The sequence below is a fragment of the Rhodococcus triatomae genome (genome assembly GCF_014217785.1).
Taxonomy (GTDB): domain Bacteria; phylum Actinomycetota; class Actinomycetes; order Mycobacteriales; family Mycobacteriaceae; genus Rhodococcus_F; species Rhodococcus_F triatomae.
The window spans coordinates 625,528-639,681 of sequence record NZ_CP048814.1 but is presented as its reverse complement, the minus strand read 5'-3'; the positions used below and the strand labels follow the sequence as shown (position 1 = coordinate 639,681).

The 14,154-nt window shown below is 66.8% G+C and carries 11 protein-coding genes; 3 read left to right on the top strand and 8 right to left on the bottom strand.

Annotation, left to right across the window (positions count from 1 at the left end; translation table 11 throughout):
• Positions 1-74 precede the first annotated feature (74 nt).
• The 3 genes from G4H71_RS02980 (at position 75) to G4H71_RS02970 (ending at position 2,297) form a co-directional block, all read left to right on the top strand.
• Complete coding sequence (locus G4H71_RS02980) at positions 75-1,052, top strand: ABC transporter substrate-binding protein (RefSeq protein ID WP_072736862.1); 978 nt, start codon at positions 75-77, stop codon at positions 1,050-1,052.
• A 310-nt stretch (positions 1,053-1,362) separates the two neighbouring features.
• Positions 1,363-1,704, top strand: coding sequence for a hypothetical protein (locus G4H71_RS02975; protein WP_072736863.1), 342 nt, complete (start codon positions 1,363-1,365; stop codon positions 1,702-1,704).
• Complete coding sequence (locus G4H71_RS02970; protein WP_072736864.1) at positions 1,701-2,297, top strand: DUF3558 domain-containing protein; 597 nt, start codon at positions 1,701-1,703, stop codon at positions 2,295-2,297. Before G4H71_RS02975 ends, G4H71_RS02970 begins: the two co-directional genes overlap by 4 nt.
• 122 nt (positions 2,298-2,419) lie before the next feature.
• Here G4H71_RS02970 and G4H71_RS22980 read toward each other — a convergent pair whose 3' ends face one another.
• The 8 genes from G4H71_RS22980 to G4H71_RS02930 all read right to left on the bottom strand — a co-directional run bounded on the left by G4H71_RS22980 (position 2,420) and on the right by G4H71_RS02930 (position 13,892).
• Positions 2,420-3,118, bottom strand: a complete 699-nt coding sequence (locus G4H71_RS22980; protein WP_072736983.1) for a DUF5710 domain-containing protein — start codon at positions 3,116-3,118, stop codon at positions 2,420-2,422.
• 93 nt (positions 3,119-3,211) lie between these two features.
• On the bottom strand, positions 3,212-4,987 hold the full coding sequence (locus G4H71_RS02960) for a sulfite reductase subunit alpha (protein WP_072736865.1): 1,776 nt from the start codon (positions 4,985-4,987) through the stop codon (positions 3,212-3,214).
• Entirely contained in the window at positions 4,984-10,485 is a 5,502-nt protein-coding gene (locus G4H71_RS02955) for a glutamate synthase-related protein (RefSeq protein WP_072736866.1), read from the bottom strand. Before G4H71_RS02955 ends, G4H71_RS02960 begins: the two co-directional genes overlap by 4 nt.
• A 223-nt stretch (positions 10,486-10,708) precedes the next feature.
• Positions 10,709-11,314: a DinB family protein gene (locus tag G4H71_RS02950; protein WP_072736867.1), complete on the bottom strand. Its 606-nt coding sequence runs from the start codon at positions 11,312-11,314 to the stop codon at positions 10,709-10,711.
• Positions 11,315-11,370: 56 nt separating this feature from the next.
• Positions 11,371-12,171, bottom strand: a complete 801-nt coding sequence (locus tag G4H71_RS02945) for a hypothetical protein (RefSeq protein ID WP_139183291.1) — start codon at positions 12,169-12,171, stop codon at positions 11,371-11,373.
• Positions 12,149-13,309, bottom strand: a complete 1,161-nt coding sequence (locus G4H71_RS02940) for a DUF1269 domain-containing protein (protein ID WP_072736869.1) — start codon at positions 13,307-13,309, stop codon at positions 12,149-12,151. The genes G4H71_RS02945 and G4H71_RS02940 overlap by 23 nt, the downstream gene beginning before the upstream one ends.
• The gene (locus tag G4H71_RS02935) at positions 13,306-13,593 is read right to left on the bottom strand and encodes a hypothetical protein (protein WP_072736870.1); all 288 of its coding nucleotides are present in this window, start codon (positions 13,591-13,593) and stop codon (positions 13,306-13,308) included. Before G4H71_RS02935 ends, G4H71_RS02940 begins: the two co-directional genes overlap by 4 nt.
• Positions 13,590-13,892, bottom strand: a complete 303-nt coding sequence (locus G4H71_RS02930; protein WP_072736871.1) for an SAV_915 family protein — start codon at positions 13,890-13,892, stop codon at positions 13,590-13,592. The genes G4H71_RS02935 and G4H71_RS02930 overlap by 4 nt, the downstream gene beginning before the upstream one ends.
• Positions 13,893-14,154 lie beyond the last annotated feature (262 nt).

Sequence of the window (14,154 nt, the reverse complement as noted above, 5' to 3'; positions counted from 1 at the left end):
CGGGGAGAGGGGCACTGCACGTCACTCCGGCGACACGTTAAGGTAAGCCAACCCTGATGCGAGGAGTCTGTTCGATGACAGTGGCGTATGCGGCGAAGACGGTCGACGACGTGCGATGGAATCAGATCGTGGACGACCTCACCCGGCGGCAGTTCGGTGCAGGTCTCGGCGTCGCGGCGCTGGCGGCATTGGCCGCCGCATGCAGCGGATCCGACGCGGCCACCGGCGACACGTCGGGGACGCGGGCGGTGGAACATGCTCGTGGTGTCACCGATGTGCCGTTCCGCGCGGAACGAGTGGTCGTCCTCGACAGCCTCCCGATCGACACCGTCGTCAGTCTCGGCGTCACACCTGTGGGTGCGGCGGAGGCCGGGTCCGCCTCCTCGTTGCCCGAGTACCTCGGCAGCGGGCTCGACGGCACCGAGTCCGTCGGCAAGATCGCGGAGCCGAACCTCGAATCGATTGCGCGCCTGCAGCCCGACTTGATCCTGTCCAACGATCAGCGGCACGGCGAGATCTACGAGTCCCTGTCGAACATCGCACCCACCGTGTTCGCCGCATCGCCGGCCGTCGACTGGCAGGGCAGCATCCACCTCTACGCCGACGCCCTGGGACGCACCGAGACGGCGGACGAAGCACTCACTCGCTACCACGAGCGGACCGCGGCGCTGAAGGAACGTTTCGCGGCGAATCCCCGTACCGCGCACATCCTGCGGGTCGTCGACCCGGGAGTTCGGCTGCACGGCCCGCGCACGTTCGGCGGATCCGTGCTCACCGAGGCCGGTCTGCTGGTCACCGGGCACGAGTGGGATGCCAAGAACGACATGGCCGAACTGTCACTCGAGCATGTCGGTCTGGTCGACTCGGACCTACTGTTCATCGCCAACAACCTGCCCGAGGGCGATCTCGGTCTGCCGCCCGAACTGGTCTCGCAGTTCGGTGCGGCCGAGAGCGGGGGTATCCGCCAGGTCGACTACCGGATCTGGATCACCGGCATCGGACTCGCAGGCGCCAACCGCATCCTGGACGATCTCGAGACGGCGCTCGCCTGACCACGTGACGGCGCCGCAGGCGGCCGGGGCGACACGATCATGCTGGTGGCTTGCCAAGCGGACGAGGTTCGCTCAGCACTGGTCTATCCTGCCCATGGAATCCTCGCCCCAGGGTGAGGTGTCGGGCACCTTCCACCCTGTGCCGAGCCCCGCACCACCACACTGGTGAACCGATCGTGAAGTTCGGCTGCTGACTCCTGCGATGGGCACTGGCCCACGACACCATCCTGGTTCGGCAGCGTTCTCTGTTTCGCTTGTCGACTAGCATGTCCACAGATCGGACGTAATGAGCAGCCAGGGGGGATGAACCGTGAGTGAGCAAAAGCCGTTGCGCCTCGAGGAGGGGACGATCGAGGAGATCGTCGGGATCTGTGACGAGATGCTGGCGAAACTGGACCAAAGAATAGTCGACGCGTCCGAACTCGGTTCGGTGTCCGGATTCGGCGGATTCGAGTCGGCACAGCAACTTGCCGAGGGATATCGCCGCAAAGGGGTCGACGGGCCTGATTCCGTACTGGGACGGTTGGTGCAGTTCCGCGAGGCGATCGAGGCGATGCGAGCCGCATTCGTGGGCGGTGGCGAGGCCTTTGCGGATCAGGACAGTGCCGTAATGCAGCAGATCACCACCATTTCCCAAGGGTTCGCCTCATGACACTGCGGCGCTGGGCCGGTTCGGCCGGGATCGTCACCGTTCTCGGACTGTCCCTTGCCTCGTGCGGCACGGACAGCGACGATCCCGACGCATCCGGGGACACTCTCGCGGTAGCAACCTCGACAACTCGCGAACCCCGGTCCACCGATGAATCGGGGCGGCCTCCGGTGCTTTTCGACCCCTGCCTCGACCTCCCCGACGACGCGATCGAGGCGGCGGGGCTGGACCCCTCCACGGAGAAGGTCAGCGATCTGACCGGCGGCGAAGACCGGACCTTTCTCACCTGCGCGTACATGGATCCACGAGTGAAAGGCGTCAATGTCATCTCCACGAATACCACATTCGAGGAGTACGTCGAGAGAGACGAACGCGCCCAGATCACCGATATCAGCTACGCCGACATCGACGGCAGACGCGCCATGTTCAATGCCGACCGGCACTTCGACAAATGCGTGCTCACCGTCGAAACCTCGTTCGGAGCTCTCACGATCACGCGGGACGTCTTCGGCGGCGATACGCCCCCCGGAGAGAGATGTGCGGGGATGGACGGGATGATGCGAGTGTTCTTACCGTACCTGCCGGTGGGCGCATAGGTTGGGGGCCGCCGACCTGCTATCGCAACGTCGTCCCGGCTGGCGCACGCTGGTCGGATCGACCGGGATTACGGCGGCTCATGTCGTAGTGTCGCTGCGCGCGGCTTGCGGCGAGAAGACTACTATGCGCCGGAAGTGTGGGGGATGGCAGCTTCGACCCGCTGCTGCGGTGATGGAGGTCGCTGAAGGCCGATGCCCGCATTGATCAAGATGGAAAGGTCGAGATGCCAAGCGTACTGCGACCGTTGGTTCCAGAGACGGAATGCGTCGGATACGTGCGCGTTCGCCTGATCGCGATTCATACGTGTGACGATCGACAGGTGGGTGAGTGCCTCAACGTCGTGTCCTCGTAGTTGAGCGAGACCAAAATGGGTTGCTTGATGACATGGAGTGCAGAGCACGATCAACCGACGCAGACTCTGGGTGAGGCTGGCGTTGTCATAGTTCCAACGTTCGTGGGCTTCGAGCCAGCGTCGGGCAGCACGGTCCTCACCGCTGCCGCATGCCTCGCAACGCTGCTCCGCGCGGGTGATCAGCATTCGACGCAATCGATCCCAATCTTGCTGTGAGACGCACGACCTGACGTTGGTGAACCAGCAAGAACTTGGCACGAGGTCGACGAACAGGCCCGATCCGAATGTCCTATCCTCCCCTGGAAGAAGTGCTGGCACTGGAGGCTTCGGTGCCCATCGTCCGAGCTGACTCATGGATTGCGGTGTCGGTGCAAACCAGCGCCTCGCGCCGCCGTCCCACCGTGCTCCACTTGCCTTCGCGTCGTCCTTTTCACTGAACGGAACGTCGAGCCACAAACGCTCAGCCATGGTTGCCCTCGCTCTGTTGATCGTGCCGGTGTTCTCCAACAACACAGAGCATAGAAGCTGACACCGACACAGCGTTGCGATCGCGGCTGTCGGTCAGTACACGTCGCGCAGGTACCGCTTCTCCCGCTTGAGGGTGTTCACGTACTCGCTCGCCGCGTCCGCGGACATGCCGCCGTGGGTTTCGATCACCGCGTGCAGTGCCCGGTCGACGTCCTTCGCCATCCGGCTCGCATCGCCGCACACGTAGAAGTGCCCACCTTCCTCGAGCCAGCCGAACAGTTCCTTGCCGTGCTCCGCCATCCGCGTCTGTACGTACACCTTGTCGGCCTGGTCGCGGGAGAACGCCAGGTCCAGCCGGTGCAGCACACCCTCGTCGGCGAACTGCGTCAGCTCGTCCTCGTAGATGTAGTCCGACGCCCGGTGCTGATCACCGAAGAACAGCCAGTTCTTCCCGGACGCACCGCGTGCCCGGCGCTCCTGCAGGAAGGCCCGGAACGGTGCGACGCCGGTACCCGGGCCGACCATGATCATCGGCGCGCCGTCGTCGGTGGGAACGCGGAACGACTTGTTGGGCGAGACGAAGATTCCCGCACACTCGCCGTCCCCGATCCGGTCCGCGAGGAACGTCGAGCACACACCACCCCGGTCGCGTCCGTCGGTGCAGTGCCGGACACTCGCCACGGTGAGGTGGACGGAGCCCGGGACCGCCTTGGGACTCGACGAGATCGAGTAGGCGCGGTGCTGCAGAGGCCGCAGTAGTCCGGTGAACTCGTCCACCTCGAACGCCGGGGACGGGTCGAGGAGGAGAAGATCGAGCACATCCTTGCCCCAGAGCCAGGCGTCCAGGGCTTCCTTGTCGCCGTGCCGGACCACGTGGCTGAGTTCGTCGTCGCCGGCGCGCTGTTCGATCTCGGTGATCAGCTCGTGCGACGGGGTCCGGATCTCGAGGCTGTACGCCAGAACGTCGCGCAGCGGCCGATCGTGGCCGGCCACCGAGGTGTCACCGTCGATGCCGAGCCGGTCGATGACGGCCTGGACCAGGACCGGGTCGTTGATCGGCATGACCCCGAGCGCGTCCCCGGCCTCGTACTCGAGTCCCGACTCGGCGAGGGCGAATTCGTAGTGCCGGATTTCCTTCGCGGAGCCGGGCTTCGACAGGCAACGGTTGACGGCGACGGTCGAGGCGTACGGGTTCTTGCGGGTCCACTGTGAGCGCTTGCGCTTCGGCTTCGCCGCGACCTCGGGCAGTGTGGCGTCGGCTCCGGCCCCGGCCCCGGCCCCGGCCCCGGCCTCGGCAGCCAGCAGCGGCACGGTCTCGGCGACCCATGCGGCCGCAGCGTCCTCGTAGTCGACGTCGCAGTCCACCCGGGCGGTCAGACGCCTGGCACCGAGCTGCTCGAGCCTGGTGTCGATCACCTTGCCGGCCTGACAGAAACCGTCATAGCCGGTGTCGCCGAGGGCGAGCACCGCAAACTCACACTGCTCGAGTCGCGGCGTGCCCTCGGCGGACAGCGCCTCCCAGAACAGTTCGGCGTTGTCGGGCATCTCGCCCTCGCCGTACGTGGACGTGACGACCAGGAGTCGCTCGACCGTCGTCAGCCGATCGAGGTCCATGTCGTCGAGTGCGGACACGACCGGGGAGAGGCCCTGTGCGCGAGCCGCTTCGGCGGCGTCCTCGGCGACGGACTCGGCGTTGCCGGTCTGGCTGCCGTACAGCACGTGCACGACCGGAGCCGAACTCGTTGCGCCGGACCCGGCGGCGTCGGCGGCGACGAGGAGCCGCGATTGCACGCCCGCGAGGAACCCGGACAGCCACACTCGCTGGTCGGTGCTGAACGGGGCATCCTGCGGGATGTACAGCGCGGTCACGACGCCGGTGCGATCGTGCGGGCCGCCGCGGCGGCGACGTCGGGGAGCGCGTGCTGGGCGAACAGCTCCTCGAACCCGGGCAGGCGGCCGATGCGCTCCCGGTTCTTGGTGTCCTGGTGCAGGATCCAGCCGTACGTTCCCGGGCTGTCCATGGACCGCACGTCACGGCGGCGCAGGGACTCCTTGTAGTCGCCGACCCGCTTGGCCGCCACCATCACCGCGAGCTCCTCGTCTCCGTACCCGGCCAGTGCCTCCCGGGCGTACCGCTGCAGCTTCTGGACCAGGAAGAAATCCTCGGTGAGAAGCAGGTTCCGGACAGCCTTGTCCACGGCCGGATCCGACGTGTCGGTGACGCCGGGGAGCTTCGACAGCGCCAGCTCCTGCGCGGCGCTGAGCACCGTGTAGTTGTTGAGCAGCGCGAACATGGTCTCCGTGTCGGTCTCGCCGTAGGAGGGAACGGCCCCGCCCAGCACGCTGCGCCCGGCGCGGTAGTCCTCCTTGAACTTGCGGACCTGATGGGCGACCAGTGCGGATCCCAGCTCGTCGACGAGTTCCTTGCGGGGCTTGGCTGCCAGGATCTCGTCCGCGTCCTGGTACTGCAGAAGCGCCCGCGGCATGCCGTACACGAAGTGCACCTGCTCGGTGTCCCAGTGCTCGAGCAACCACAGGGCCTTGGTGGATCCGGTGGCCTCGGCATGCCAGGCCAGCAACAGGTGCACCGCCTCGCGGTGCAGCACGGCCTGCTCGTCGTCGCCGACGATCGACCCGAGCAGGATCGAATCCACACTGGCCTTGCCGGACAGCAGTCCGTGCGGATCGTACTGGTAGAAGAAGCCACCGGACATGCCGTTGCCGACGCCCTTGCCGAACCCGCCGAGATTGAGGACGGCGCCGTTGGTCATGTACTCGCAGGCGAAGTCGCCGACGCCTTCGACCACCGCGGTGGCGCCGGAGTTGCGCACCGCGAAGCGGTCCCCGGCCGCGCCCTCGACGAACGTGCGTCCGCCCGTGGCGCCGAACAGAGCGAAGTTCCCGATGAGGACGTTCCCTCCGGTGGCGGGGGAGCCGCCGCCGGGGGAGCGCACCACGATCACGCCACCGGACGCGCCCTTGCCGACGCCGTCGTTGCAGGTTCCGGTGTGCGTCATCCGCATGCCGTCGTTGCAGAACGCGGCGTACGACAGGCCCGCGGACCCGGTGGTCTCGATCCGCACCGAGTCCGCTCGCAGGTACCCGCGGCCACGGTCGTCCCGCAGAGCCGCCGGCGGAAGCTGCTCGCCCAGTTCGTGGTTGAGCATCCGCTCGATGTCGACCGACAGCTGACCGCCGACCGTCTTGTTCCGGTTGCCGAGCACGACTCCGCCGCCCAGCCGCACAGTCTCGGCGCCGTCGTCGATCAGGGCCGCACGCAGTTCGGTGAGCCAGCCGTCGTCGAGGGTGTAGTCCTTCTCGAGGTACACGGGGTTCTCCACGCGGATCTCGTCGACGACGGTGAGCATGGCCCGCAGGTCGAGCGCACCGACACCCGAGGGGTGGTCGAGAAGTTGCAGCAGGTCAGTGCGACCACGCGCTTCGCGGAGCGAGCGCAGGCCCAGTTCGGAGAGCAACTCGCGGGTCTCGTGCGCGATGTTGAGCAGGTACTGCGCCATCGCCCGCGGATCGCCGTCGAAGACCTCCGGGTTGGTGGTGAGCCCGGCCGGGCACTTGACGTTGCAGTTCTTGGCCATCACGCACTTGAGCATCATCAGTGCGGTGGTGCCGAACTCGAAGCTGTCCGCGCCGAGCAGCGCCGACTTGACGACGTCGCTGCCGGTCTGGTGCGCGCCCGAACAGCGCAGCAGCACCTTGTCGCGCAGCCCGTTCGCACTGAGCGCCTGATGGACCTCGGCGACACCGATCTCCGCGGAGCGGCCCGCGTACTTGAGGCTGGTGACGGCGGCGGCCCCGGTGCCGCCGGTGTTTCCGGCGACGTTGATGACGTCCGCCCCGGCCTTCGCGACACCCACCGCGATGGTGCCGATGCCTTCCGAGGACACCAGTTTGACGATGACGCGGACCCGGGAGGCCTTGCAGTCGTGGATCAACTGCGCCAGGTCCTCGATCGAGTAGGTGTCGTGATGTGGTGGGGGAGAGACCAGTTCGACTCCGGGAGTGCCGCCGCGGGCGGCGGCGATCTCGACGGTCACCTTCGGTGCGGGCAACTGCCCGCCCTCGCCGGGTTTGGCGCCCTGCGCGATCTTGATCTCGAGTTCCTCGAGCATCGGGTCGGCCAGGTAGCCGGCCCACACGCCGAACCGGCCGGACGCGAACTGCTTGATCCGCGAGCCGCGGATGGTGCCGAAGCGGGAGATGTGTTCGCCGCCCTCACCGCAGTTGGACATGCCGCCGACCATGTTCGTCCCGTGTGCGACGGCCTCGTGGGCGTTGGCGTTCAGTGCGCCGTGGCTCATCGCACCGGACGTCAGGCGCGGGGTGATCGCGCCGGCCGGCTGCACCTCGTCGAGGGAGATCGCGGCGGGCGCGGCCCGCAGCAGCCCGACGTACGCCAGAGCCGGCCCCGCCACCCGCACCACGAGTGCCTCGCCGTCGACCACGCGCTCGAGCACGTCGGCACCGAAACGTGCGGCCAGCGACGTGCCGAGCGCCTCGAGGCGTCCGCCGTCGCCGCGGTGCGGACCGGTGAGGCGGAGCCGGAAGCGGTCCTCGCCCAGCGCCTCCGGTTCCAGTCCGCGCACCACGTAGTGGTTGTTCCCGGTGCGGCTGTACGGGCCCATCTCGCGGGTGAAGTCGTCGGCCGTGACCGCGAACGTCACGTCGGCAGGCAACTCGAGCACGTCCCGCAGCGCGGCGGGGCGGCGGGAGCGCTCCTCGGCCATGGTCCGGGAGAAGGCCCGGTAGCCGGGGGTGATGGTGAAGCCGTCGACCGCCTCCGGTGTGAGTGCTCGGAACCCGGCGTTGCGGTAGGCGTCGTCGTCGATGCCGAAGGCATCCTCGAGCCGGTGGAGCGGTAGCAGACGCAGTGCGTCGGTGTGGTCCTGCGACCCGGAGGTGTCGAACGAGATGGGCTCCTCGGTGAGGTCGACGAACCCGCGCACCGCAGTGGTGCCGTACGAGTGACCCGCGCCTTCGGCTCGCTCCTTGAACAGCCCGAGCAGAGGAATGTCCTTCTCACCCTGGACGGTCCGTGCCCGCTCGTGCCAATCGGCGACGGCCTGGGCGACGGTGGTGAACCCCACACCACCGACCGGGGTCTTCATGTTCGGGAAGTACCGGTGCAGCACCGGGTCGTCGGTGTCGAGGTAGTTGGGCTCGAAGAACTCGCCGCCGATGTAGCTCTCCACGGTGCACAGTCCGACGCGTCCCATGGTCTTCATGAGCGACTTCTCGGATGCCTTCGCGAACTTCCGGAACGCGGCGTCCGGGTCGGCGGCGAACTTCTCCTCGGCGCGCAACTGCACGGCCAGCGGGTAGATCGCGGACGCACCGAAACCGAGGGCGGTCGCGACATGGTGCGAGGACGAGATCTGGCCGGACTCGGCGACGAGGGAGGCACGCAGCCGCAGGCCCTCCTCGATGAGGCGTTGGTTGATCGCCGAGACGACCACGATCAGCGGCAGGGCCGCCGCATCGGACGCCACGTGGCGGTCGGTGACGATGACGATGCCCCCGCGCTCCCGGGCGAACGCCTCGACTTCGTCGCAGAGCGCATCGATCGCGGCGACCACCGCGGCGGCATTGGCGTCCCGGTCGCCGTACACGGGGGTGTAGAGCATCGGGAACCGCTGCACCGGCGTGGCCGTCTGCTTGCGGATCCTGAGCATGTCGGCATGCGTGAGGATCGGTGTGGGCACCACGATCTGGGGAGCGTCGACGGCGCCGCTGCCCGGCCGCGCGCCGAGCGCCACCCGCAGAGTCATGCCGTCCGCCTCGCGAATACTGTCCAGTGCCGGGTTGGTGACCTGGGCGAAGCGCTGCGAGAAGTACTTGGCCACACCGCCTTCGACGTCGGAGAGTGCGTTGATGGCGTTGCCGTACCCCATCGCGGAGATCTTCTCCTGGCCCGACGCGAGCATCGGGTCCATCATGAACTTGAAGCTCTCCTGGTTGTGCGAGTACGCGACGTACCGTTGATGGCGCTCCAGGTCGCCGTTGTAGCGCTGCGGCCCGGGTTCGACCGGGATCTCGGGCAGCGACTCGAGAGTGTTGCGCGCCTGCGCGACGAGCGCCGCGTAGTCCTCACGAGCGGCGAGCAGTTCGAGAGCCTCGTCGGTCGAATACGCCCGTCCGGCACGGTGATCGAAGTACAGCATCCCACCGGCTTCGATGCGTCCGCGGTGCAGGACGGTCTGTGGGTCGAAGTCGAACTGACCCGCCTCGGAGGTGACGCAGAGGTACTCGTCGGTCTCCACCGAGCGCAGCGGCCGCAGCCCGAGCCGGTCGAGCCGAGCGCCGACGACCGAGCCGTCGCCGAAGATCAGCGCGGCGGGGCCGTCGTTCTTCTCCTCGTAGAGCGAGAAGAACTCGAGCATCGCGCGGACGTCGGGCGACAGCGACGTGTCGTTCTCCCAGGCGGGCGGCATCATCGACACGACGGCGGCGACGAGACCGAGGCCGTCCTCGACGACGCGGCTCTGCAAGGTCTGGTCCAGCCGGCAGCTGTCGGACTGTCCGGGCGGACGGATGATCTCGCGGTTGCGAGCGCGGGCGACCGCCGCCTCGGAGAGACGGTTCTTCTTGTCTGTGTTGAGCTCACCGTTGTGCGCCATCAGCCGGAACGGCTGCGCCATCGTGGGGTGCGGATCGGTGTTGGTGGAGAAGCGAGTGTGGAAGTACAGGGTGTGCACTTCGTGATCCGGGTCGACCAGATCCCGGAAGTAGGGGATCACCTCTCCCGAGTTGAGCCGCCCCTTGAGGACCTGGGTGCGGGCGCTCAACGAGAGTGGATAGAGACCGGTCAGCGCCGGATCGGTGTAGGCGACGGACTCGATCTCGAGCAGTGCCTCGTGGATGCGCAGATCGAACTCGGTCGCATCGGTACAGCCGTCCGGGGCGGCGAACACCCACTGTCGGATCGGCAGCTGGTATGCGGCTGCCGCCGGCCGCAGGGCCGCGGCGTCGACGGGCACGTTGCGGGTGAGCAGCACGGTGAGGCCCTGTGCGGCGAGCCCGCGGGTGATCACCGACTCCGCGTCGGGGTACGACTCCGGGTTGTTCGGGAGGAAGAAGTTGCCCACACCGAAGCGGCCGGCCTCGAGGTCGGCGATACCGGTGAGCTTGCGGAACAGGCGCACCGACAGGTCGACGCTGACCCCGGCCCCGTCTCCGACACCCTCGGCGTTCATGCCGCCTCGGTGGGGCACCTCACACAGTGCGGCGTGCGCCTTGGCGAGAATCTCGTGGGTTTGCGTGCCGTCCTTGCGGGTGATGAAACCCACACCGCAGCTACTCTTCTCGAGCACGGGGTCGTACAGGCCCGTCCGGGCGGCACGTGTCGTCAATCGACCGTCTCCTCATGTGTGTCATCGACAGAAGGTGGTTCCCGGAAAAGGGGACCGGTGGCCAGCGGTGAGAGGTTCGTGTCGGATGACCGGCCTCGAAACCGATAGCCGGTGAGGCAGACGTCGTTGTCTGAAATGGTGCAGATCGGGCCGAAACCCGGGCACAACGGCAGAGTAGTCCTGCCTGGGTAAATTCGGCAATACGCTCGCGTTACGACGTCCGTCACACAGGGTGATCAGCGCGTTCGGCGGCGAAATGGACCCGATCCCAGTGTGCCTGTAGTTCGGACCGCGTGCGCGGGGAGGCGGGATCGTCCGGTAGCCGGCCGACGGAACCGTCGACGAGCTCGCGAACGATGTCGGCATGCCCCGCGTGGCGGTGGGTTTCGGCGATGGCGAGGACGAGCATCTCGTGCAGTGTCACGTCCCGCCGGTCCGGCGGCCAGGGCTCTACCCGGCCGGCGGCATCGAGGGGTAGGGCCGCGATGGTGGCGTCCGCGTGGGCGCGGGCCGCGCGGTAGTCGTCGAGGATCTGTTGCCGGGTCTCCGTCTCCTTCGCCCACATGTCGACGTTCTCCTCGGCCGTGCTGTCCTCCGCGCCGGGAACCAGCCACGCGGGCAACCGGCGGGCCGGCCGCCCGAACGGCTCACCGAAGTATCCGAACTCGACTCCGGTGAGATGTTTGACGAGACCGAGGAGATTGGTGCCGGTGGGTGTCAGCGGGCGCCGGGCGTCGTACTCGCCGAGGCCGTCGAGCTTCCACAGCAGCGCATCCCTGGCCTCGTCCAGCGTGCGATGCAGGACGGTCTTCGGGTCGGCGGGTGCCATGGCTTCTCCCTTCGCGGGTGGCCTCCAGTGTCCACGAGGGCCTGTCCGAGTAGGCTTCAACGTCGCAACGGGCGCCTGTTTCGTTCCACCTGTTCCACGATGAACGCGTGGACGAGGGCCGCGTCGTCACCGATCTTTCGATAGTCGATGTCCATCATCGGGGTCGGGGGAATGCGATCGATTCTCCAGAGACGCGCGGTATATCTTCTGCGCCAACCCTCGTCGTTGTAGGCGATGATCAAGGTCATGGGGAATCCCTGGTAGCCGGCGCTGACGCCCATGACGGAGTCCCACGGCAGAAACGATTCGAATGCCCAGCCGCGCTGGTGGATTCCTTCGGTCGTGAACGCAATGTAGCCACGGCGAAGACGTCCCAGCAGGTAGCTGAGCGGGAAACTGCCGAAGAAGAGCGCGATCGCCGCGAAGATGACTGTGGAGCCGTACCCGTCCGACTCCGCTTCCAGCGAGTAGTCGTAGGCGCCGAGTCCCATCATCAGCGAGACAAACCCGGTGAGGATCGACATCACTGTGAGCGGACCCGAAGAGTACTCGATAGTGGTAGCGGGGCTTCCGTTCAGCGTGCGCTCCGTGGGGGCGAGTCGTCCGTTCGCTTTCGGTTTGTATACGAGTGGGAAGGCCAGGATTGGCACCCAGAGCAGGCCGAACAGCACGAAGTACTTAGCCGACTGAGGGCTTCCCTCGTCGAGCATCACTACCACCCCGGCCGCACACACGAACATGACTACCGCGCCGAACACGGCCGCCAATGCCAGTTTGATCCGCTCCCGGAGGGTTCTCCAGTTTCCCGACGGCCATTCCGCCGGTCGGGTGGCTTCAGAAGATTGCATTCCACGCACCGCTGAACACCCCCCCGACCGCTTTCGTCGTGTCCGCGACTGCGCTGCCTCCGCTGCTCAGCGCCTTCCCGACGTCGAGCCCATTGTCGAACACTGAATCAATCGCTCCCGAGGTGAAGATGCCGACACCGGCACCGACAATTGCGCCGGTTGCGGTTCCTAGCACAGGAACCGGGATGGCGGTACCGATGAGTGCGCCCGCAGCAACCGATGCTCCGAAACCGAGCCCGCCCGAAACCAGAGCCTGGTCGACCGGCTTTCCGTCGTAGATGTCGTATGCAACACCTGCTGCGGCGAATGCGCCGCCGAGCTTCAGCCCACGAGCGTCAGTCGCTTTGGCGCTGTCCGCGGCTGCATCGACGAGTTCGTCAGCTTGCCGGAGGAACTGTCTGCCCAGGTCGACATCGCGATACACGGTTGCGGCCGGGGTTCCGGGGCCGGCGTTCCGCGCCAGTTCGAGGTACTTGATTCCGTCTATGCGTAGGAGTTCGGCACGCTTACCCATGAGATAGGGATTCAGGTCGGTCCATGCGTTGGCATGGGCGCTGATCATGTCCGCGATCAGGAACCATGTCTTGGTGGTCGATGCCTCGAAGGCGCCGACCAAGAGTTTCAGCGCTTCCTCCCAGTTCGAGCGGGCAGCCGCGGCTTCGACCTCGGCAACCTCGTACGCCTCGGCCTTCCTCGCGTACTCCTCCGCCGCGATCACCGCGGCGTTGTAGGCGCTGACGGCGGCCGGTGTCGCGGCATCGCCGGTGGGTGGCGAGATCGGCGTCGGAGGAGCGTCGCCGGGGTGTTCGATGACGGTTCCGTTGACGGTGAGGCCCGCGGCAGCAGCGTCGGAGCGGATCTGTTCCATCATCGATTGCGCCGTCTGTAGGGCGGCTGCCGCATCGTCGATGGACGTTGCGGACTCGCGGGCGGCAGAGGAAAGGTCGTTGCCCTTGTTGCCGGCCGACTTCATCTTCTCGGAGAAATTGTCTCCCGCTTCCCCGTCCCAGCCGCCGTCCGCCGCCGAGCGCGAAGCATCTATCGACTCCACTGCGGTGTCGATACCGGTGGCGAGAGACCCGCGCAGCCAGTCGGACGCGGTGCGAATACTGTCCGGATTTCCCTCGATGAGCGTCTCGATACTCATTCGTGATCCGACCACGCCTCGATCAGGGCGTCGGCGGTCTCGACATCCTGTTCCCGATACTTCGCGTCAGCGTCTGCGACGGCCTGCCCGGCGGCATCGAGGCCGACAACCAATTGCCCCGCATCGTGCATCAGTCGGGACAGGATTCCCAGGACGGCGGCAGTGGCGTCCCCTCCGTCGATCGACTCCGGCGCGGAAGCCGCAACTCCGTCCAGTTCGCTGCTCGCGCCGCTGAACGATTGAGCGATTGTGTCCAGGGTCGCGTGGTCGACGTAGACGGTCACGTCGTCGACCTCCGACGCTCGTGCTCGGGGATCTCCACGTCGAGCAGAACGAGATCGAAGGGCCGGATCGCGCGAAGCTGCTCGAGGAACGCAGAGGGAGCCACCAACCACGGCTGGTCGTCACCGCAGCAGGACTTGAGCCGGTCCAGCGCCGAGTAGGTGAGTACCGCTGTCCGTCCGTCCCGTGTCGTACGCATGTCGATCACGGCGTCCTGCGGATCGCTGACATGTTCTTGGCACGGTAGGTACACCACGGGTGGAAACTCGGCCGTGACGTCGCGCAATTGCTCGTCGCTCAACGTGCCCCCCTGAAGACGAGATGGAGAATGAACGGCCAAAGGCTATCGCATCTGCGCAGGTTCCTGCCGCGTCGCGCAGGGTGCAACGTGCGCGGATGCTCGGGGGCTGCGCTACGCGCCACCGACCACGGAGTCGTCGCACGCGCTCTGGAACGTCGCAATGGCTGTACCGGTAGCGATTGTCCACACCGCCTGCGACGACCGCCTCCTGGTGCACCAGTCCACGCCAGAGTTGTCAATTGTTGACAATCCTCGCCCGCGC

Excerpts from the sequence above, each read along its gene's own strand:
- G4H71_RS02980 (WP_072736862.1), top strand. The coding sequence starts at position 75 with ATGACAGTGGCGTATGCGGCGAAGACGGTCGACGACGTGCGATGGAAT.
- G4H71_RS02970 (WP_072736864.1), top strand. The coding sequence starts at position 1,701 with ATGACACTGCGGCGCTGGGCCGGTTCGGCCGGGATCGTCACCGTTCTC.
- G4H71_RS22980 (WP_072736983.1), bottom strand. The coding sequence starts at position 3,118 with ATGGCTGAGCGTTTGTGGCTCGACGTTCCGTTCAGTGAAAAGGACGAC.
- G4H71_RS02950 (WP_072736867.1), bottom strand. The coding sequence starts at position 11,314 with ATGGCACCCGCCGACCCGAAGACCGTCCTGCATCGCACGCTGGACGAG.
- G4H71_RS02940 (WP_072736869.1), bottom strand. The coding sequence starts at position 13,309 with ATGAGTATCGAGACGCTCATCGAGGGAAATCCGGACAGTATTCGCACC.